The organism is Rhodobacter maris (assembly GCF_900217815.1).
Taxonomy (GTDB): Bacteria; Pseudomonadota; Alphaproteobacteria; order Rhodobacterales; family Rhodobacteraceae; genus Rhodobacter; species Rhodobacter maris.
This window is the reverse complement of sequence record NZ_OBMT01000003.1, coordinates 327,277-345,684: the sequence shown is the minus strand read 5'-3', so window position 1 is coordinate 345,684 and position 18,408 is coordinate 327,277. Positions and strand designations below refer to the sequence as shown.

The 18,408-nt window shown below is 66.0% G+C and carries 19 protein-coding genes; 4 read left to right on the top strand and 15 right to left on the bottom strand.

The window, feature by feature from the left end:
- Window positions 1–12: 12 nt before the first annotated feature.
- The gene (locus CRO22_RS18820) at window positions 13–183 is read left to right on the top strand and encodes a hypothetical protein (protein WP_176518579.1); all 171 of its coding nucleotides are present in this window, start codon (window positions 13–15) and stop codon (window positions 181–183) included.
- A 2-nt stretch (window positions 184–185) separates the two neighbouring features.
- Here CRO22_RS18820 and CRO22_RS07690 read toward each other — a convergent pair whose 3' ends face one another.
- The 3 genes from CRO22_RS07690 to phnG are packed head-to-tail and all read right to left on the bottom strand — an operon-like array spanning window position 186 to window position 2,280.
- Entirely contained in the window at window positions 186–1,268 is a 1,083-nt protein-coding gene (locus CRO22_RS07690) for a carbon-phosphorus lyase complex subunit PhnI (RefSeq protein ID WP_097069542.1), read from the bottom strand.
- On the bottom strand, window positions 1,268–1,831 hold the full coding sequence (gene phnH / locus CRO22_RS07685) for a phosphonate C-P lyase system protein PhnH (RefSeq protein WP_097069541.1): 564 nt from the start codon (window positions 1,829–1,831) through the stop codon (window positions 1,268–1,270). The genes CRO22_RS07690 and phnH overlap by 1 nt, the downstream gene beginning before the upstream one ends.
- A gap of 2 nt (window positions 1,832–1,833) precedes the next feature.
- A complete protein-coding gene (phnG, locus tag CRO22_RS07680) occupies window positions 1,834–2,280 on the bottom strand; it encodes a phosphonate C-P lyase system protein PhnG (protein WP_097069540.1) in 447 nt (148 codons plus the stop codon).
- Window positions 2,281–2,355: 75 nt separating this feature from the next.
- Between phnG and phnF the strand changes: the two genes are divergently transcribed.
- A complete protein-coding gene (phnF, locus tag CRO22_RS07675) occupies window positions 2,356–3,072 on the top strand; it encodes a phosphonate metabolism transcriptional regulator PhnF (RefSeq protein WP_097069539.1) in 717 nt (238 codons plus the stop codon).
- Between the two features lie 81 nt (window positions 3,073–3,153).
- Here phnF and CRO22_RS07670 read toward each other — a convergent pair whose 3' ends face one another.
- The 10 genes from CRO22_RS07670 to ugpB all read right to left on the bottom strand — a co-directional run bounded on the left by CRO22_RS07670 (window position 3,154) and on the right by ugpB (window position 13,027).
- The gene (locus CRO22_RS07670; RefSeq protein WP_097069538.1) at window positions 3,154–3,780 is read right to left on the bottom strand and encodes an LbetaH domain-containing protein; all 627 of its coding nucleotides are present in this window, start codon (window positions 3,778–3,780) and stop codon (window positions 3,154–3,156) included.
- A gap of 3 nt (window positions 3,781–3,783) precedes the next feature.
- Window positions 3,784–5,115 carry a phosphonate ABC transporter, permease protein PhnE gene (phnE, locus tag CRO22_RS07665; RefSeq protein WP_097069582.1) on the bottom strand — a complete coding sequence of 444 codons (1,332 nt, stop codon included), beginning with the start codon at window positions 5,113–5,115 and terminating at the stop codon, window positions 3,784–3,786.
- Window positions 5,116–5,126: 11 nt separating this feature from the next.
- Window positions 5,127–5,978 (bottom strand): phosphonate ABC transporter, permease protein PhnE, encoded by an 852-nt coding sequence (gene phnE / locus CRO22_RS07660; RefSeq protein WP_097069537.1) that lies wholly within the window; start codon window positions 5,976–5,978, stop codon window positions 5,127–5,129.
- Window positions 5,979–6,064: 86 nt separating this feature from the next.
- Window positions 6,065–6,961 carry a phosphonate ABC transporter substrate-binding protein gene (gene phnD, locus CRO22_RS07655; RefSeq protein WP_097069536.1) on the bottom strand — a complete coding sequence of 299 codons (897 nt, stop codon included), beginning with the start codon at window positions 6,959–6,961 and terminating at the stop codon, window positions 6,065–6,067.
- 44 nt (window positions 6,962–7,005) lie between these two features.
- Window positions 7,006–7,827 (bottom strand): phosphonate ABC transporter ATP-binding protein, encoded by an 822-nt coding sequence (gene phnC, locus CRO22_RS07650; RefSeq protein WP_097069535.1) that lies wholly within the window; start codon window positions 7,825–7,827, stop codon window positions 7,006–7,008.
- Window positions 7,828–7,927: 100 nt separating this feature from the next.
- Window positions 7,928–8,746 (bottom strand): sugar phosphate isomerase/epimerase family protein, encoded by an 819-nt coding sequence (locus CRO22_RS07645; protein WP_245860912.1) that lies wholly within the window; start codon window positions 8,744–8,746, stop codon window positions 7,928–7,930.
- Window positions 8,747–8,843: 97 nt separating this feature from the next.
- A complete protein-coding gene (locus CRO22_RS07640; RefSeq protein WP_097069533.1) occupies window positions 8,844–9,911 on the bottom strand; it encodes an ABC transporter ATP-binding protein in 1,068 nt (355 codons plus the stop codon).
- Window positions 9,912–10,760, bottom strand: coding sequence for a sn-glycerol-3-phosphate ABC transporter permease UgpE (gene ugpE / locus CRO22_RS07635; protein WP_097069532.1), 849 nt, complete (start codon window positions 10,758–10,760; stop codon window positions 9,912–9,914).
- Between the two features lies 1 nt (window position 10,761).
- The gene (gene ugpA, locus CRO22_RS07630; RefSeq protein WP_097069531.1) at window positions 10,762–11,646 is read right to left on the bottom strand and encodes a sn-glycerol-3-phosphate ABC transporter permease UgpA; all 885 of its coding nucleotides are present in this window, start codon (window positions 11,644–11,646) and stop codon (window positions 10,762–10,764) included.
- A 61-nt stretch (window positions 11,647–11,707) separates the two neighbouring features.
- The gene (gene ugpB / locus CRO22_RS07625) at window positions 11,708–13,027 is read right to left on the bottom strand and encodes a sn-glycerol-3-phosphate ABC transporter substrate-binding protein UgpB (RefSeq protein ID WP_097069530.1); all 1,320 of its coding nucleotides are present in this window, start codon (window positions 13,025–13,027) and stop codon (window positions 11,708–11,710) included.
- Window positions 13,028–13,298: 271 nt separating this feature from the next.
- Between ugpB and CRO22_RS07620 the strand changes: the two genes are divergently transcribed.
- Window positions 13,299–14,990 carry a LuxR C-terminal-related transcriptional regulator gene (locus CRO22_RS07620; protein ID WP_176518578.1) on the top strand — a complete coding sequence of 564 codons (1,692 nt, stop codon included), beginning with the start codon at window positions 13,299–13,301 and terminating at the stop codon, window positions 14,988–14,990.
- 100 nt (window positions 14,991–15,090) lie between these two features.
- Window positions 15,091–15,648 carry a YbhB/YbcL family Raf kinase inhibitor-like protein gene (locus CRO22_RS07615; protein WP_097069528.1) on the top strand — a complete coding sequence of 186 codons (558 nt, stop codon included), beginning with the start codon at window positions 15,091–15,093 and terminating at the stop codon, window positions 15,646–15,648.
- A gap of 45 nt (window positions 15,649–15,693) precedes the next feature.
- On the opposite strand, the gene CRO22_RS07610 is transcribed toward CRO22_RS07615, so the two are convergent.
- Both CRO22_RS07610 and CRO22_RS07605 read right to left on the bottom strand, forming a co-directional pair.
- Complete coding sequence (locus CRO22_RS07610; protein WP_097069527.1) at window positions 15,694–16,860, bottom strand: M20 aminoacylase family protein; 1,167 nt, start codon at window positions 16,858–16,860, stop codon at window positions 15,694–15,696.
- 78 nt (window positions 16,861–16,938) lie between these two features.
- A complete protein-coding gene (locus CRO22_RS07605; RefSeq protein WP_097069526.1) occupies window positions 16,939–18,279 on the bottom strand; it encodes an NAD(P)/FAD-dependent oxidoreductase in 1,341 nt (446 codons plus the stop codon).
- Window positions 18,280–18,408: the final 129 nt, after the last annotated feature.

The window sequence follows — 18,408 nt, the reverse complement described above, 5'->3', positions numbered from 1 at the left end:
AGGAGGCAAAAAATGATGCAGCTTGCCGTTTTTTTCGCCACGCTTTTCGTGATCATGATGCTCGCCGCACGGCTCAACCGCGATGACCTGCGCCTTCGCAGGCCCACCCCCCGGACAAGCAACGGATCCGAGCTCTCCTGCGGGTTTGACGGCGCGGCCGATTGCGCCAGCGGGGACGACTGAGCTCATTCTTCCGCCTCGTTCATAGCCGTCGCGCCGCGCCGCAGCTTCCGGATCAACTCCAGTTCGGACTGGAAATCGACGTAATGGGGCAGTTTGATATGCTCCAGAAACCCCGTCGCCTGAATGTTGTCGCAATGCGCCAGAACGAATTCCTCGTCCTGCGCAGGGGCGCCGGTGTTTTCCTCGCCCAGTTCCTCCCAGCGCAGCGCCCGGTCCACAAGGCTCATCGAGATCGCCTTGCGTTCGGACTGGCCCAGCACCAGCCCATAGCCGCGGGTGAATTGCGCGGGCTCGGTCTTCGAGCCGATGAACTGGTTCACGGTCTCACATTCGGTCAGTTCGACGTCCCCGATCTCGACGGCAAAGCCAAGCTCCGGGATCTCCATTTCCACCGCCACCATGCCGATGCGCAATTCGCCCACAAAGGCATGGGTGCGCCCGTAGCCGCGCTGGGTGGAATAGGCGAGGCCCAGCACGAAGCCCTCGTCGCCGCGGGCAAGCGCCTGCAGCCGCAATGCGCGGGAGGCCGGGAGTTCGAGTGGCGCGCGGGTGAGATCGGGCGGCACTGCCGCGCCTTCGGGGACCGGCTCCATCAGCCCGTCGCGGTCGAGCAGGCCCAGCACATGCGGCGCGGGCACCTCCTCGGCCGGCGCGCGGGGCGCAAGCGGTGCCTCGCCCTCCGCCATCAGCGCAAAGTCGAGCAACCGGTGCGTATAGTCGAAGGTCGGGCCCAGCACCTGCCCCCCCGGCACATCCTTGAAAGTGGCCGAGATGCGCCGGGTGATCTGCATCGCCCCCGTTTCCATCGGCATGGAGGCGCCAAAACGCGGCAGCGTGGTGCGATAGGCGCGGATCAAAAACACCGCCTCGATCAGATCGCCGCGCGCCTGCTTGATCGCGAGCGCGGCAAGGTCACGGTCATAAAGCGAGCCCTCCGCCATGACGCGGTTGACGGCGAGCGCCATCTGCTCGCGGATCTGCGCGATGGAAAGTTCGGCCACACCGGGGTCACCGCGCCGCTCGGCCGCCAGCCAGCCATGCGCGGCATCAATCGCCCGCTCGCCCCCCTTCGTCGCCACATACATCAGAGCGCCTCCACCCGGGTCGAGCGCGGCAGGGCAAAGGCCTGATCGCCCGCACAAAAGAAAGCGTCAAAACCAAGCGGGAAGCGCGCCCGGTTGGCCTCGAACGCCGCCGTTTCGGGAAGCTGTGCCGCCTGCACCGTGGCAATGCCCGGGCCGGAAAGCTGCGCATTCTGCGGCGCAAGCGCGGGGGGTTCGACGATCAGCGTCACCGAGCGGTCAGGATATTCGGGCGTGCCGAGCCGGAAGCGCTCCAGCGGCAGCCCCTCCCAGCGGCCCAGCGCGAAGACCGCCTCTTCGGGCGCGCAAAGGGGCGCTGCGCAATGAAAGGCGATCCAGTCGCGCAGAGCTGCGCCCTGATGGCCGGGCGCAAGGTAAAGCGGCGTGGTGTCGTCCACCAACGTCAGAAGCAGCGTCCCCGCTGCGACCGAAAGCGGCGCGGGCGGGGTGGCGCCCGCGAGCCTTTGCATCCGGCCCGGCCGCGCCATCGCCTCGAGCGCGGCGCGAAAGGCGCGTGCGGCCTGCACCGGTGCATCGGCAAAGCCGCCCGAAAGGGGGTCTTCCATCCTCAATCCTCCCCGCGCACCAATGTGAAAAACTCGACCCTGGTCGCCGCCGCCCGCTCGGCCCGCTGGCGCCGCCGCGCGGCTTCCTCGGCGCGCAGCGGCGCCAGAACCTCGGCCTCGATCCGCCCGGCCTCCGGCCCCTGCATCAGCGCATCGAGCGCGGCGGCCCGGGTCGCGTGATCCTTGTCGCGCCCCTGCACATGGGCATGCCCGACGCGCCCGTCAGAAAGCCGCAGCACGCAGCGCGTCACGCTCATCTCGCCGAGGTTGAAGGGTGCCCCCACCGCGCCCATCCGCCCGCGCAGCATCACCGCGCCGATCTCGGGCGCGCGCAGCCAGTCATGCGCGGGCAGATCGGGGAAGAGTTGGGCCAACCGCGCCGCGGGGGCACGCGCCAGAAGCCCCATGCGCGCGGCCCGCACCGCCGGTTCGGGAGAGAGGTTCGACATCTTGCGAAGTTGTCTCCTTTAATATACAACTAGACAAATATCCGTAGATGGGGCGATTCCGCCAGTGAAGCTTTGATGACAAAACCTGCCCCGCTCTGGGCCGCCATCGCCGCAAGCCTGCGCAGCGAGATCGCGGGCGGCGCCTATCCGCCGGGGGCAAAATTGCCCACCGAGGCCGCGCTTTCGGCGCGGTTCGGGGTGAACCGCCACACCGTGCGCCATGCGCTCGCGGCGCTTGCCGCCGAGGGGCTGGTGCATGCGCGCCGCGGCGCGGGGGTGTTCGTGGCCGCCGCGCCCCGCGCCGATTATCCGCTCGGCCGAAGGGTGCGGTTTCAGCAAAATGTCACCGCCTCGGGCCGCTCCCCCGCGCGGGTGGTGCTGCGCATCGAGACCCGTGCCGCCACGCCCGAGGAAGCCGCCGCGCTTGGCTGCGCAGAGGTGCATCTCTTCGAGGGGATCTCGCTTGCCGACGGGGTGCCGCTCGGCCTCTTCCGCTCCGCCTTCCCCGCGGCGCGCTTTCCCGCCCTGCCCGAGGCGCTCGCCCGCCTCGCCTCGGTCACCGCGGCGCTGCGCGAGGCGGGGCTTTGCGATTACACCCGTGCCTCGACCCGGATCACCGCCGAGCTCGCCCGCGGCCCCCGCGCCGGGCTCTTGCGCGTGACCGACGGCGCGGCACTCCTGCGCACCGAGGCGGTGAATGTCGATCCCGCCGGCGCCCCGGTCGAATACGGGCTTACCTGGTTCGTGGGCGAGCGGGTCGCGCTGAGCGTCACCCCGGAGCGCAACGATTAGGGCCCCGCGCCCGGTGGCACACCGGGCAGCGCCCGGGCCGCTCCTCGTGGGCGGGCCGGGCGCTCCGCCCCGGCGCCCCCCTCAGCCGGGCACCCCCTCGTAGCGCTCCAGAAACTCCTCGGCCGGCAGGGTGCGGAAATCCTGGAGCCGCGCGCGCAGGGTCTCGTGACTCCAGTCCCACCAGGCCAGCCGCAGCAACCGCTCCGCCACTTGCTCGGAAAAGCGCCTTTTCAGGGGTCGCGCCGGGCAGCCCGCCACGATCATGAAGGGCGCCACATCCTTCGTCACCACCGCACCGGCCGCCACCACGGCGCCAATTCCCACGCTCACCTCGGGCTTGATGATCGCACCATGCCCGATCCAGCAATCCGCGCCAAGCCGCACCCGCCGCCCCGCGCGATGGGCAAAGAACCCCGCATCATCGCTCACATCGTCCCAGTAATAGGAAGAGCGATAGAGGAAGTGATGCTGCGCGGCATGGCGCCAGGGGTGATCGGTCGGGCCGATCCGGGTCATCGCGGCGATATTGGAAAATCGCCCAACCGTGGTATTGGCGATATCGGCGAAACGGTCGCAATAGGCGTAATCCTGCATCTCGACATTGAGCAGCCGCGATCCCCGCCCGACCTCGACAAAAGCGCCAAAGCTCACATTGACGATCTCGCACTCGGGGCCGATCAGCGGCGTGGTGCGGTGCAGTTTCGGCATGGTCTACCCCTTGATGACGCGCCGCCGCAGCCATCCCGAAAGGCTGTCCATCGCCATCACCATCCCGATGATCAACACGATATACCAGCACACTTCCTCCCAGTCCTTCTGGGTCAGGATCGCCTGCGTCAGCAAAAGCCCGATGCCGCCGCCCACCAGCGCGCCGATCACCGTAGCGGAGCGGGTATTGCTTTCGAGATAGTAGAGAAGCTGGCTGAGAATGACCGGCGCCACCTGTGGCACCACGCCAAAGCGTGCGCGCTGCAACGCATTCGCCCCCGTGGAGGCCACGCCCTCGGTCTCTTTCGCATCGATGTTTTCGAGCGCCTCGGAGAAGGTCTTGCCGAAGGTGCCGGTGTCGGTCATCAGGATCGCAAGCGCGCCGGTGAGCGGGCCGGGCCCGAAGGCGCGGCTGAGAATGACGGTCCAGATCAACCCGTCGACACCGCGGAAGAAATCGAACATGCGGCGCAGTGCAAAGCGCAGCCAGCGCCCCGGCGTGAAATTCGAGGCCGCAAGGAAGGCGAGCGGAAAGGCGATGAGCCCCGCCCCCATCGTGCCGAGAAACGCCATCAAGACCGTCTCGCCCAGCGCCCAGATCACATCGCCATGACGCCACATCTTGTTGGTCCAGATATCTTCGAGCATGCCGACGATATTCGCGCGTGCCGGATCGAGCCGCGGCTCCCAGAGTGCGAGCGCCAGCAGTTCGCCCGCCGATTTGCCGTGAAAGGGGCTCTCGAGAGTGAAGAAGAAAAGCTCCCAGCCCGGCTGGTAACGGAAGGTCTCGGTGCGCGTCGGCGTGATCGAGAAGCGCCACCACGGCCCGGTGAGGCCGATGCGCGTCTGCGAGGCGGAAAGCCCCCCGGGCGCCACCGCCCCCTCGGGCAGGGTGAGGCGGATATGCCGCCCCTCCCGCGCAAGGGTGATCCGGCCATAACCCGCGCGGTCGATCACCGCGCCCGTCTCGGTATAGGTGACGCGCGAGCCATCGGGCAGATCGACGACGGGTTCCGGCCCCGGATGCACCCAGTCGGGATAGGTGCCGGATGCGTAGCGCCCCTTCGTCTCGCCCTCGATCGCGACCTCGAAGCTCTCCTTGCGCAGATCGCGCGTCACATGGGTTTTGTAGCTCCAGAAATCGCCAATCAGCGTGGCGGTGTTTTCCGGCCGCATCCGCCCCGCCACGCCGGGGATGTCGAAGGCGAAAAAGACATAGACGAGATAGGCCAGCACCGCGAGGATGAGCATGATCATCCGGCTGCGACGGCGCGCGAATTCGCGCGCAAGACCGATCTCCGCCATCAACCGCACCGGGGTGCTCACGCTTTTCATCATGCTCACGGTCATGCGCCCGCCCTCCCCCGCACCAGCCGCGCCCGGGCGCGGTCTGAGACGGCATCGACAAGCACGATGGTGAGAAAGAGCAGAAGGAAGATCGCCACCACCTGATCGTATTTGCCCTGCCCCCATTGCAACGCCGTCTTCAGGTCATAGCCAATGCCGCCCGAGCCGACGAAACCAAGGATCGCCGAGGCGCGGATATTGATCTCGAAGCGCAAAAGCGCATAGGAGGACCAGTTCGGCGCCACCTGCGGCCCGATCCCGAACCAGATCCGCGCAAGCCAGCCCGCGCCGACCGAGGCGAGCCCCTCGACGGGCTTGAGGTCGGCGTTTTCCGCCACTTCGGAGAAGAGTTTGCCGAGCGCTCCCGCAGTATGCACGACGATCGCGATCATCGCCGGCACTGGCCCACCGCCCAGCAAAAAGATCAGCACCAGCGCCACGACGATTTCCGGCATCGCGCGCATCACATCCATGGCGCGACGAAACAGGAAGATGCCCTTCGGCCAGAGCGCGAGCCCGCGGGTGGAGAAGATCGCGAGCAGAGCCGCCATCATACCGCCGATCAGCGTCGAGACCGCAGCGATGTTGAGCGTTTCAAGAAGCGAGGGCAGGAACTTCACCACGAAGCCCGGCAGGTTACGTCCATCGCGCAGAGCCTCAGAGAAGATCTCGCCGGGAAAATCAAAGACATGGGTGATGCCTCCCACGAAGCTGCCCGCATTTCGCGCATCTGCAATCTCGAAGCCCGAGGCCATCAGAAGCACGAAGAGCAAAAGAAGGATCGCCCCGTAGAGCCGCTTGCGCCGCACGAGGGCCAGGTATTCATCTGCGGGAAGAGCGGCATCCGCCATGTGGCGCCTTTCCGGACGGGGCGCCCGGACAATCCGGCGCCACAAGGAATAGACGGGGGCCGGAGCCCCCGTCGATCGTCATAAAATCAGTTCGACTGCATCTTGCGCACGGCGATGATTTGCTCATAGGCCGCATTGGTCACCGGCACGAAGCCCGCGGTCTCGCCCGAATTGACCGCATTGGCGCATTCGGGGTCTTTCTCGTGCAGGCCGGCCATCAGCGCGATGACTTTTTCCTTCACGTCTTCGGGGAGCGCATTGCGCACCACGAACGGGCCTTCGGGGATCGGCTGCGATTTCCAGATCTCGACCAGATCGTTCATGTCGACGAGACCGGCCTGCACCGCCTTGTGCAGCGCGCCCTCGTTATAGCCGTCTTCCCAGTCGCCATTGCCATCGGCCCAGGTCACACCCGCGTCGATATCGCCGTTGTTCACCGCAACGATGGTCTGTTCGTGGCCACCGGTGAATTTCACCTCGCCGAAATAGTCTTCCATCTTCGCGCCGATGATCTGCGGGATCTCGAGCGAAGGGATCAGATAGCCCGAGGTCGAGTTCGGATCGCCGAAGCCGAAAACCTTGCCCTTGGCATCGGTGAGCGAGGCGATGCCGCTGTCGCGCCGCGCGAAGCCGATCGAGTAATAGACAGAGGAGCCATCCGGGTGAGTGGTCACCAGCGCCGGGGTGACGGCATCGGGGTTGGTCAGATAGATCTTGGCATAGCCCGAAGCGCCGAGCAGCGCCGCGTCGATCGTGCCGCCCAGAAGGCCCTGGATCACGCCGTCATAATCGGCGGGCGCGAAGAGTTTCACCGGCACGCCGAGCGTGTCTTCGACTGCCTTGCGGAAGCATTCGTTCGAGGAAAGCCGGTCCTGGGCGTTCTCGCCGCCGAGGATGCCGATGTTGAACTGGGTGATACCTTCAGCCGAAGCGGCACTGGCAAGCGCGGCGGTCGCGGCGAGGAGGGCAAACAGGGTCTTCATGGTCGTCTCCGGTTTGGCCCCGGCCACCCCGGCCGGGGGATGGGTCAGGCGCCGAGCATCTCGGTGGCATAAGCGTCATCGGCCTGGGTGCCGGCCGTAAGTGCCGTAGAGGTCGCGGCCTCGTCGAAACGCTCGTCTGCGCCATAGATTTCGCGGGCAACCTGGGTGGAAAGCTGCGCGGGCGTGCCGTCGAAGACGACGCGCCCGTCGCGCATGCCGATCACCCGGTCGCAATAGCGCCGCGCCGTGTCGAGCGTGTGCAGGTTGGCAAGCACCATCCGACCGTCTTCGGTCTGGATGCGGTGGAGCGTATCCATCACCACCTGCGCATTCATCGGATCGAGCGAGGCGATCGGCTCGTCGGCCAGGATGATCGCCGGATCCTGCATCAGCGCGCGGGCAATGGCAACGCGTTGCTGTTGCCCGCCCGACAGCGCCTCGGCACGTTTCGACGCCTGATCGGCGATGCCGAGCCGGTCGAGGATCTCGAGTGCGCGGGAGATGTCTGCGGCCGACCAGAGGTTGAAGAGCGTGGGCAGGGTGGCGCGGCGGCCCAGGAGGCCGTGGAGCACGTTCGAGGCCACATCGAGCCGCGGCACAAGGTTGAACTGCTGGAATACCATCGCGCAACGGCTCTGCCAGGCGCGCTTTTCCGCCCCTTTGAGCGCGGCCACGTCGCGCCCTTCGAACAGGATCTCGCCCGAGCTCACATCGGTGAGGCGGTTGATCATCCGCAAAAGCGTGGATTTGCCGGCGCCGGAGCGGCCGATCACGCCGACAAAGGCGGGGCGGTCGATGCGGATCGAGACCCGGTCAACGGCGGTGCGGGTGCCAAACACCCGTGTCACTTCGCGAATCTCGAGCACACCGCCCCCCGGTCTGTCGCTGGTCGGGGGCGGTGTAGGCGCGGCAGGCAACGCGGGCGTGGAACCCGGATGACGTTTTCGTGAAAATCCGCGACGCCGGCTAGCGTGCGAGCCCGAGCGCCTCAAGCCGGGCCACGCTTTGCGGCAACCGGGTATGATGGGCGCGCACTTCGATGAGAAGCCGGGGCGGTGCTTTCAACTCCGCGAGCGCATCGAACACCGGACGCCACGGGATCCGGCCCTCCCCCGGATGCCAGTGCCGGTCGGCATAGCCATCGGCATCCTGCAGATGAACATGACCGAGCATCTCGCCCGCCGCCGCGATGAAATCGACCACGGGGGGCGCACCATAGCGGCCATGTGCCAGCTCGGCATGGCCTGTGTCGAGCGAGACGCGCAGGTTCGGATGGTCGATCTGGCGGGCCAGCCGCACCCGCGCCGAAGGATCGGTGTCGTCGATATTCTCAAGCATCAGCGTGCAGCCGATCTCCGCGGCGCGCGACAGCACCGGGGCAAGGCACTCGGCGCAGGCGGCAAAGGCGGCGGCCTCAAGCCCGGGGTAATTGTCGCGGTTGAGCACCTGCCAATAGGTGAAGGGCGAATGCACCACCATATGCGTGGCGCCGAGCGTTTCGGCCACTTCGAGCGCCGAGAGAAAGCGCGCGGAAATGATGGCGCGAATATCGCGGTCGGGGTTGGAGAGGTCGAGCCCGAAGAACGGCCCGTGGATGCCACGCGGGCCTTCGTGGTCGACAAGCAGTCTTTTCCAGGCCGCAAGCAGATCATCGCGTTCGCTGACGGGAAGGTTCGGGGTGATGAAATCCTGAATTTCGAGCGCCCGGCCCGGGCCACAGATCCAGTCGCGCAGCGGCAGGAAATTCTCGATCAGGAGGGCGAGGCCCAGAAGCGGCGGGGTCATGGGGAGCCTTTCGGTTGCAGCCAGCGGCGCGAGCATCCAGTCCACAGTTGCACGAAGCGGCACCGGAAGAGAAGCCCGGGCCGAACCGCGCCCCGCCTTATGGCGCTCCCAGCCGCAGCCCCGTCCGTGCATCAAAGAGATGCACCGCCTCGGGCGCAAAGGCGAGCGCGAGCCGGTCGGAGAGCGCCACGCCTTTGTCAAAGGCGGCGACAAGCGAATGGCCTGAGAGCCGCAGATGCGCGAGCCGCTGCGAGCCGAGTTCTTCGACATGGGAGAGATCGGCGTGGAAAGCGGCGTCTTCCGGGCTGGCAAGGCGCAGATCCTCGGCGCGCAGCCCGAGCGTGACCGGGCCTTCGGCACGGGGCAAAAGGCAGGACGGAACCGCCACCGCGGCGCCGCAGGGAAGGCGCAGCCGCTCCTGCGCGATTTGGGCGGGCAAAAGGTTCATCGCGGGCGCACCGATGAACTCGGCGACAAAGGTGGAGACCGGATTGCGATAAACATCAAGCGGCGTGCCCACCTGCTCGATCCGCCCACCGCGCAGCACCACGAGCCGGTCGGCGAGCGTCATCGCCTCAAGCTGATCATGGGTGACATAGACCGAGGTGGTGCCAAGGCGTTTTTGCAATGCGCGGATCTCACCGCGCATGCTCACGCGCAGTTTCGCATCGAGGTTAGAGAGCGGCTCGTCAAAAAGAAACGCCGCCGGTTCGCGCACGATCGCGCGCCCCATCGCCACGCGTTGGCGCTGCCCGCCCGAAAGCGCACGGGGTTTGCGGTCGAGATAGGGGCCGATTTCGAGCATCCGCGCCGCCTCCCCCACCCGCCGCGCGATCTCATCTTTCGGGATGCGGCGGTTGCGCAACCCGTAAGAGAGATTCTGGCGCACCGTGATATGCGGATAAAGCGCGTAGTTCTGAAACACCATCGCAATGTCGCGCTCGGCGGGCTCGAGCCGGTTCACCTCGCGCGCGCCAATCCGCACCGCGCCCGCGCTCACCGTCTCAAGGCCCGCGATCATCCGCAAAAGCGTGGATTTTCCGCAGCCCGAGGGGCCGACGAGCACGACGAATTCGCCGTCCGCGATGTCCAGATCCACGCCCGAGACGGCGGTGACGCCCCCCGCATAGGTCTTGGTGAGGTTCTCCAGCGTGATCGCGGCCATTCACTTCTCCGTCTCGACGAGGCCCTTCACAAAGAGCCTTTGCATGACAATCACCACGAGTGCGGGCGGCGCCATCGCCAGCATCGCCGTCGCCATGATGTCGTTCCAGCGCGGTTCGCCATCGGTCACATCGGCCATGCGCTTGATCCCGGCGACAACCGTGGTGAAGCTGTCATCGGTGGTGATCAGGATCGGCCAGAGATACTGGTTCCAGCCGTAGATGAACAAAATCACGAAGAGCGCCGCGATATTGGTTTGCGAGAGCGGCACCAGCACATCGCGGAAAAAGCGAATGGGCCCGGCGCCATCGATCCGCGCAGCCTCCATCAACTCGTCGGGGATGGTCAAAAACACCTGCCGGAACAGGAAGGTAGCCGTCGCCGAAGCGATCAGCGGCACCGAGAGCCCGGCGTAGGAGTTGAGCAGGCCAAGGTCCGCCACCACCTTGAAGGTGGGCACGATCCGCACCTCCACCGGCAGCATCAGCGTGATGAAAATCGCCCAGAACGCCAATTGGCGCAGCGGAAAGCGGAACCAGACGATGGCATAGGCGGAAAGGATCGAGATCGCGATTTTTCCGAGCGCAATCGCGAGCGCCATGATCAGCGAGTTCTTGAGCGCGAGCGCGATCGGCACCGACATCTGCGTCGAGCCGCCGCCCGCGAGAACCTCGCGGTAGGTGGCCAAACCCTCGGAGCCGGGCAGAAGCGGCACCACGCCGGAGACGAAATCCGAACTCGGGTGGGTTGAGGCCACAAAGGCCACATAGACCGGGAAGGCCACGGCGAGAACGCCGAGGAGCAGCACGGCATGGGCAAGAATGTCGAGGAAGCGGCGGTTTTCGACCATTTCAATAGGTCACTTTGCGTTCGATGAAGCGGAACTGCACCACGGTGAGCACGATCACGATCCCCATCAGCACCACAGATTGCGCGGCGGAGCCACCGAGATCAAGGCCGATGAAGCCGTCGCGATAGACCTTGTAAACAAGGATATTCGTGGCCTGCGCCGGCCCGCCCTCGGTCGTCGCGTCGATCACCGCGAAAGTGTCGAACATCGTGTAGACAACATTGACGACGAGCAAAAAGAAGGTGGTGGGCGACAGGAGCGGCGCAACGATGGTGAAAAAACGCTTCACCGGCCCCGCGCCATCAATCGCCGCTGCCTCGCGCAGCGACGCCGGGATCGCCTGCAAGCCCGCAAGGAAGAAGAGGAAATTGTAGCTCACCTGCTTCCAGGCGGCGGCGAGGATGACGAGCACCATCGCATCGGTCTTGTCGAGCAGGTGATTCCAGTCATGTCCGAGCGCGCGCAGCGCATAGGAGAGGATGCCGATCGTCGGGTTGAAGAGGAACCACCAGAGCACGCCGGCAATTGCGGGGGCGACGGCATAGGGCCAGACCAGAAGCGCGGTGTAGACGCGCGGACCGCGCAGCACCCGGTCGGCGGCCAGAGCAAGGACAAGCGCGGAAACGATGGAAAGCGCCGCCGTCGCGAGCGAGAAGATCACCGTGACATGCAGGCTGCCCAGATATTGCGGGTCGTGGAGCAGCTTTGTGTAATTGGCGAGCCCGACGAAGGAGGTTTTGAGCCCGAAAGCATCTTCACGCAGGAAGGATTGCCAGACCGCCTGCCCCGCGGGCCAGAGAAAGAACACTCCTGTCACTGCAAGCTGTGGCGCGAGCAGCAGATAGGGCAGACCGCGGTGGCGGAAGGTGGTGCGTTTGTGCTGCATGGCAGGTCCGGAACGGCAAGCCCGCGCCCGATGGGGCGCGGGGTCTTCGGCTTTGGGGGCGTTACTTGTTCGCCGCTTCGAAATCGCGGATCAGCGCATTGCCGCGGGTCACGACGCTGTCGAGCGCGGTTTTCGCATCGACCTCGCCCGAGAGCAGGCGCTGGAATTCCTCGTCGATCACGTCGCGGATCTGCACGTAATTGCCAAAGCGCAGGCCCTTCGAATTCGCCGTCGGCGCGTTCAGCGTGATCTGCTTCAGGCCGGTCTCGGCGCCGGGGTTGGCGTCGTAATAGCCCTGCTCTTTCGAGAGGTCATAGGCGGCCTGGGTGATCGGCAGATAGCCCGAAAACTGGTGCCAGTCGGCCTGCACTTCGGGCGAGGAGAGGTAGTGGAAGAAATCCGCCACCGCCTTGTAGTGATCGTTTTCCTTGCCCTGCAGCACCCAGAGCGTTGCCCCGCCGATGATCGAGTTCTGCGGCGCGCCCTCGACATCGTCGTAATAGGGCAGCATGCCGTAGCCCACGGTGAAATCCTTGGCATTCGCGATCACGCCCGCACGCGAGGCCGAGGAGTTCATGTAGATCGCGCATTCCTGGGCATAGAACTTCGGCGCCGCATCGGCCCCGCCGCCCGGCCCGCCGTATTGGAAGATCCCTTCCTTCTGCCAGCGCGCGAGGTTCTCCCAGTGCTTGACCTGCACCGGGCCGTTCACGGTCAGCTCGGCATCGAGCCCGCCAAAGCCGTTCTCTTCCGTGCCGATCGGCTGGTTGTGCCAGGCGGAGAGGTTTTCCAGCTGCACCCAGCTGATCCAGCCGGTGGTGAAACCGCATTTCGCCGCGCCCGAAGCCATGATCTGCTTGGCATCCGCCTCAAGTTCGGCCCAGGTCGCGGGGGCTTTTTCCGGGTCGAGCCCCGCCTTCGCGAACACGTCCTTGTTGTAGTAAAGGATCGGCGTCGAGGAGTTGAAGGGCATCGAGAGCATGTTGCCCTCGGTGTCGGTGTAATAGCCGACAACGGCGGGCAGGAAGCCTTTCGGGTCGAAGTCGGCGCCCATGTCTTCCATCAGCTTGTAGACCGGGTAGACGGCGCCCTGCGCCGCCATCATCGTGCCGGTGCCCACTTCAAAGACCTGCACGACATCGGGCTGCTCGCCCGCACGGAAGGCCGCAATCGCCGCCGTCATCGTTTCGGCATAGGTGCCCTTGTAGGTCGGCACGACCTTGTAGTCACTCTGGCTCGCGTTGTAGCCCGCGACGATCTCCTCGAGCTTGGCGCCCAGCTCGCCGCCCATCGCGTGCCACCACTGAATTTCGGTTTGCGCCTGCGCGGTGCCGGCAAACGCGGCAAAGGCAAGGACGGAACAGGAAAGCTTGCGCAACATTTCGATCCCCCGGGGACTGTGGTTTCGCGGCTTTGGTGGCGACGTCAGGTAACGGTGCGGTGACAAATTCGCTGCGAAACCATGAAGATCGCCCGGACCGCCTGCGACAGAAAGCGGCTGGCGCGGTTTTGCGACCAGCGGTTGTGGGGCGCGGCGAGGCGGTTATAGTGAGCCGGTCCGGGCTGCCCGTAGGCGCGCCGTCGGCCCGGATATTTCGCTTATGTTGGAGTCACAAGGGAGCGCGCGACCGGCGCGCGGCAAAGGTCAGGCCATGTTCGAAGAGGCGCCCGATCGCTGGCAGCATCCGCGTATGCAGCCCGAACCGCAGGCCAATGACCTCGTCTGCGAGATCTATCACACCGCACTCAACCCCGAAGATTACGAGCGCCTCGTCGATACCGCACTCGGCGCGCTGGCGCTCACGGACACCGAACCGTCCGAAGACGGCCCCGAATTCCCGGGCGCGCGTCCGATCGACCCGGTGATGGCGGCGCGGCATGTCGCGCAGGCGGGAACGATCCTTGGCCAGTCTGCGCCCTTTCCAGAGCTCGAGAAACTCTTCGCGCTTTATCGTCATCTGCCCGCCGTGCTGGTGGCGCCGAATGGTCTGGTGCTGCATGCCAATCCACGGGCGTTGCAGCTTCTGCAAGGCTCCGTCTGCCTGCCCCTCGCATGTTCGGGCGCATTTTCGGGTGCGCTCTCGGGCACCGTCACCCGGCGCATTCCGCTGCGTTACGAGGGGACGCAGGACGCGGTTTTCACCGTGCTTTTCGATCCCGAGAGTCAGGCACGCCTGGCCGCGGAACTCGCACAGAGCTTCGATCTGACGGAAGCCGAAACAGATGTGCTGCGCCTGTCGCTGCAATGCCTCGGCCGCAAGGAGATTGCCCAGCGCCGCGGCGTTTCGCCTGAAACGGTGAAAAAGCAGATCGAGCGGATATTGACCAAAACCGGCGCAGGCTCGCAGATGGCGCTCTCCCAGCTTGGCGCGGCGCTCTGGCGCGACCCCGGCGTTCCGGACCCTGCCACGAACGATCCCGGAACCGCGCCCCTGCCCTATTTTCCCGACGAGCGCAGCTTTCTGCACCGGGGGCGACGGCTGAGCTACCGGGTGTTCGGCGCGCCCGAGGGGCAGGCACTGGTGTTTTTCCACGGCACTTACGGCTTTTGCCGCTGGCCACAGGCCGCCGAAGCGGAGGCCGCGCGCCACGGGCTGAAGGTGATCGTGCCGATCCGCGCAGGCTATGGCAACAGCGCGCCGCTTTCCGCCGGCGCCGATGCGCCCGGCGCGATCTTTGCCGATATCGCGGCGATCCTCGCCCGGGAGGGCGTAACGCGCGCGCCGCTCGTCACGCTCGAAAACGACAGCGCGCTCGGCTTCGGCTTTGCGCGCGCCTTCCCCGAGATGGTCAGCGGGATGATCGCCTTCGCGGGCGTACTGCCGGTGACGCGCAAGGCGCAATACCGGCGCATGGACAAATGGCACCGCTTCGTTGTCGGCACCGCGCATTACACTCCGGCGTTGATCCCCCTCGTGGCGCAAGGGGGCTTTCATTTCGCGGCGCGGATCGGGCGGGAGGAATTTGTCCGTCAGGTCTATGCCGGATCGCCCCCCGATGTGGCGCTCCTGACCGAGCCCGAAGCGCGCGCGGCAATCCTCGATGGCACGCGGGTGGCGCTCTCGCCGCGGCATCTGGCGCATCGTGCCTATGCGCTCGAAATGCAGGCCTTCGCCCGGGGCGAGTGGCAAAAGGCCGTGGCGGCGCTGCGGGGGCGGCTGCCGGTCGTGTTCGTCAACGGGGCGACCGATCCGATCGCCCCGCCCGCGACGATTGCCGAATTTCGCGCCGATTACCCCTGGATCACCTTCGAATTGCTGCAGGACGCCGGGCAGTTCGTGTTCTTCCGCCACTGGGGGCGGCTCTTTGCGCATCTGCCCGCGATCGTCCCGCGCGAAGACTGACCCTGTCAATTCCCCAACAGGGGAATTGCCGCTGCGATGCAGCACGCCTAGGCTGACGACGGTGGCCCCCGCCACCCGAAATCCCTGACGGAGTCATTTCATGCGTATTTCCTTGCTCGCCACAGGCCCGGCTCTGGCCGCGCTCCTCGCCCTTTCCGCTCTCCCGGCTGCGGCCGAGATGGTGCTCACCTCGCCTGATATTTCCGAGGGTAAGACGATCGGAGAAGATTTCATCTTCGACGGCTTTGGCTGCACCGGCCCGAACCTTTCCCCCGCGCTAAGCTGGAGTGGAGCCCCCGAAGGCACCAACAGCTTCATTCTCACCGTTTATGATCCCGATGCGCCGACCGGCTCGGGGTTCTGGCACTGGTCGCTCTTCGATCTGCCTGCCAGCACCACCGCATTGCCGCGCGGCATCGGCACAGCGGCCGCACTTCCCGCAGGCGCGATGGCCGCGCGCAACGATTATTCACAAAATGCCTGGGGCGGCCCCTGCCCGCCGCAAGGCGACAAACCGCACCGCTACATTTTCACCGTTTACGCCATGCCGCAGGAAAAACTCGGCATCGACGAGACGGCTTCGGGCGCGGTGGTGGGCTTTTTTGCCCATGCCGCGGCACTCGACCATGCCAGCTTGACGGCGATCTACGGCCGCTGACCGGCCCGCATCGGCCCCGGAGAGCCCGGGGCCGAAAGCGCCCGCTCAGGCCGCCGGCATCCGGGCTTCGATCATCCCCGCATACCAGCTCGATCCGAACGGGATCGCATTGTCGTCGAAATTATAGGCCGGGTGGTGCAGACTCGCAGTGTCGCCATTGCCCAGGAAGATATAGGCGCCGGGGCGGGCATTGAGCATATAGGAGAAATCCTCCCCGCCCATCAGCGGCGCCACGGAGGTATCGACACTGCCCGAGACCGAATGCGCGACAGCCACCGCGTAATCGGTGTTGTCGGGCGCGTTCAGTGTCACCGGATAGCCGCGCTCGTATTTGATCTCGGTGGTTGCGCCATGCGCGGCGGCGATGCCCTCGACCACGGCGCGGAACCGCCCCTCGACATAGTCGCGCACCTCGGCCTCGAGCGTGCGCACGGTGCCGCGCAGCAATACCTTCTGCGGGATCACGTTATGCGCCTCGCTTTCGGTACGGAAAGTGCAGACCGAGACCACGACCTGCTTGAGCGGGTCGACATTGCGCGAGGCAATCTGTTGCAGCGCCACAACGATATGCGAGGCGACAAGCGTGGTGTCGATCCCCTCATGGGGTTTCGCCGCATGGCCGCCCTTGCCGGTCACCACCACCTCGAACTGATCGGCCGCGGCCATCATCGGGCCCGGGCGGATCGCAAAGGTGCCCAGCGGAATACCCGGCGAATTGTGCATCCCGTAGACCTCGTGGATGCCGAAGCGCTCCATCAGCCCCTCTTCGACCATCACGCGCCCGCCGCCGCCGCCTTCTTCCGCAGGCTGGAAGATCACCACCGCAGTGCCGTCGAACTGCCGCGTCTCGGCCAGGTATTTGGCCGCGCCCAGCAGCATCGCGGTGTGCCCGTCATGGCCGCAGGCATGCATCTTGCCCGGCGTCTTCGAGGCATAGTCGAGCCCGGTCGCCTCGATGATCGGCAGTGCATCCATATCGGCGCGCAGACCGATCACCCGGCCCGCCGTGTCGGTCTTGCCCCGGATCACACCGACAACGCCGGTGCCGGCCATACCCTCGACGACCTCGTCACAGCCGAAATCGCGCAACAGCCCCGCCACCTTGGCCGAGGTGCGCGGCAGATCGAACAGAAGTTCCGGATTTTCATGGATGTCCCGGCGCCATTCGGTGATCTCGGGCAGCAATTCGGCGAAACGGTTTTTCACAGGCATGGTCTTGCTCTTCTTTCAGGGGATCGCAAAAGCGGTATCATCGAGACAGGTTTCCCTATTCGCCTGCCCGCCGCAAGCTCAGAAGGTGGGGCCAAGGTCGATTTTTGACCCGTCGGTAAAGCGTTTCCACCTGAAGCGCGTCAGATCGTGGCCCGGAGGGGCGCCGGTCATCAGCGCGGCCATAACCCGCCCGACGCCGGGGCCGATACCGAAACCGTGACCGGAAAGCCCGGTGGCGACATAAAGCCCGGCAATCGGCGCGGCATCGAGCACCGGCACGGTATCGGGCAGCACATCGATCATCCCCGCCCAGCTGCGGATCAGTTTCGGCGCGCCGAGCGAGGGGAAGGCGCGAGCGAAGGCGCGCGTGACATTGTTGAGATAGATCCGGTTCGGCGGCGGATCGAGCACCCGCATCCGCTCGAACGGGCTCTCGCGATCCTCCGCCCAGTGCCGGGACGTGAACCAGCCATCGGGCCAGCCAGCGGCGGGCGCGCGCGGATGGATCGCGGTTTTCGAAAGGTCGCGGCGCATCTGCGGCACGTATTTCAGGAAATGGCGCAGCGCATCGGGACCAAGGTAGAAATCATGCGAGGTGCCGGGCGCGAGCGTGTAACCACCATCGAGGCGGCGCCTCCAGGCGAACACATCATCCACCGCCGAGATCTGCGTGATCTCCGGCATCGGCGCGGTCTGCGCCACCGAGGAGCGCACGAGAAGCTGCGGCAGCGCAAGCCCGTGGCGACGCAGGAAGAGCGATGACCAGGCCCCCGCGGCAACCAGCACCTGCCCGGCGCGGATCCGGCCCTTTTCGGTCACCACCCCCGCGACCTTGCCCGCGGCGAGATCGAGCGCACGCACCGCGCAGCCCTCAATGATCGTCACACCGGCCTTTTCGGCCAGCCCGGCCAGCATCGGCACCGCCACAAAGGGCTCGGCGCGGGCATCGGAAGGGGTGATCAGCCCTCCAACCCAGTTCGTGCGATGCGGCACGGCCGCGGCCAGCTGGGCGCGGCCAAGCAGATGGCTTTCGAGCCCATGCGCACGCGCCAGCGTCACCCAGGCCTCGAACCCGTCCATCGCCCCGGGCCTGTCGCTCAGATACGCCACGCCGCAGCGCGCAAATCCGAGGTCCGGGCCAAGCTCGTCCGCAAGGCCCTCCCAGAGCCGCATCGCCTCCATCATGATCGGAAGCTCCGCCGGGTCGCGGCCCTGCTGACGAATCCAGCCCCAGTTGCGCGAGGATTGCTCCCCCGCCACCCGGCCCTTTTCCAAAAGCACGACCCGCCGCCCCGCCTTGGCGAGGTAATAGGCGCTCATCACCCCCGCGACACCCGCGCCCACCACGACGACATCGCAGGCCTCTGGCAAGGCTGCGGAAAAACGCGGAGCATCAGTGGCACGGATGGGAAATTGCATGGCGATCTCTTTCGGAGGGGCAGGAGCGGTGGCTCAGGCTTGCCGGGCGCGCGGCCATGGTCAAGCCCTGCCCACCGGGCAGGCGCCATGCAGCCGATGCAGGGCTCGTCCCGCGTTAGCGCTTGCGTG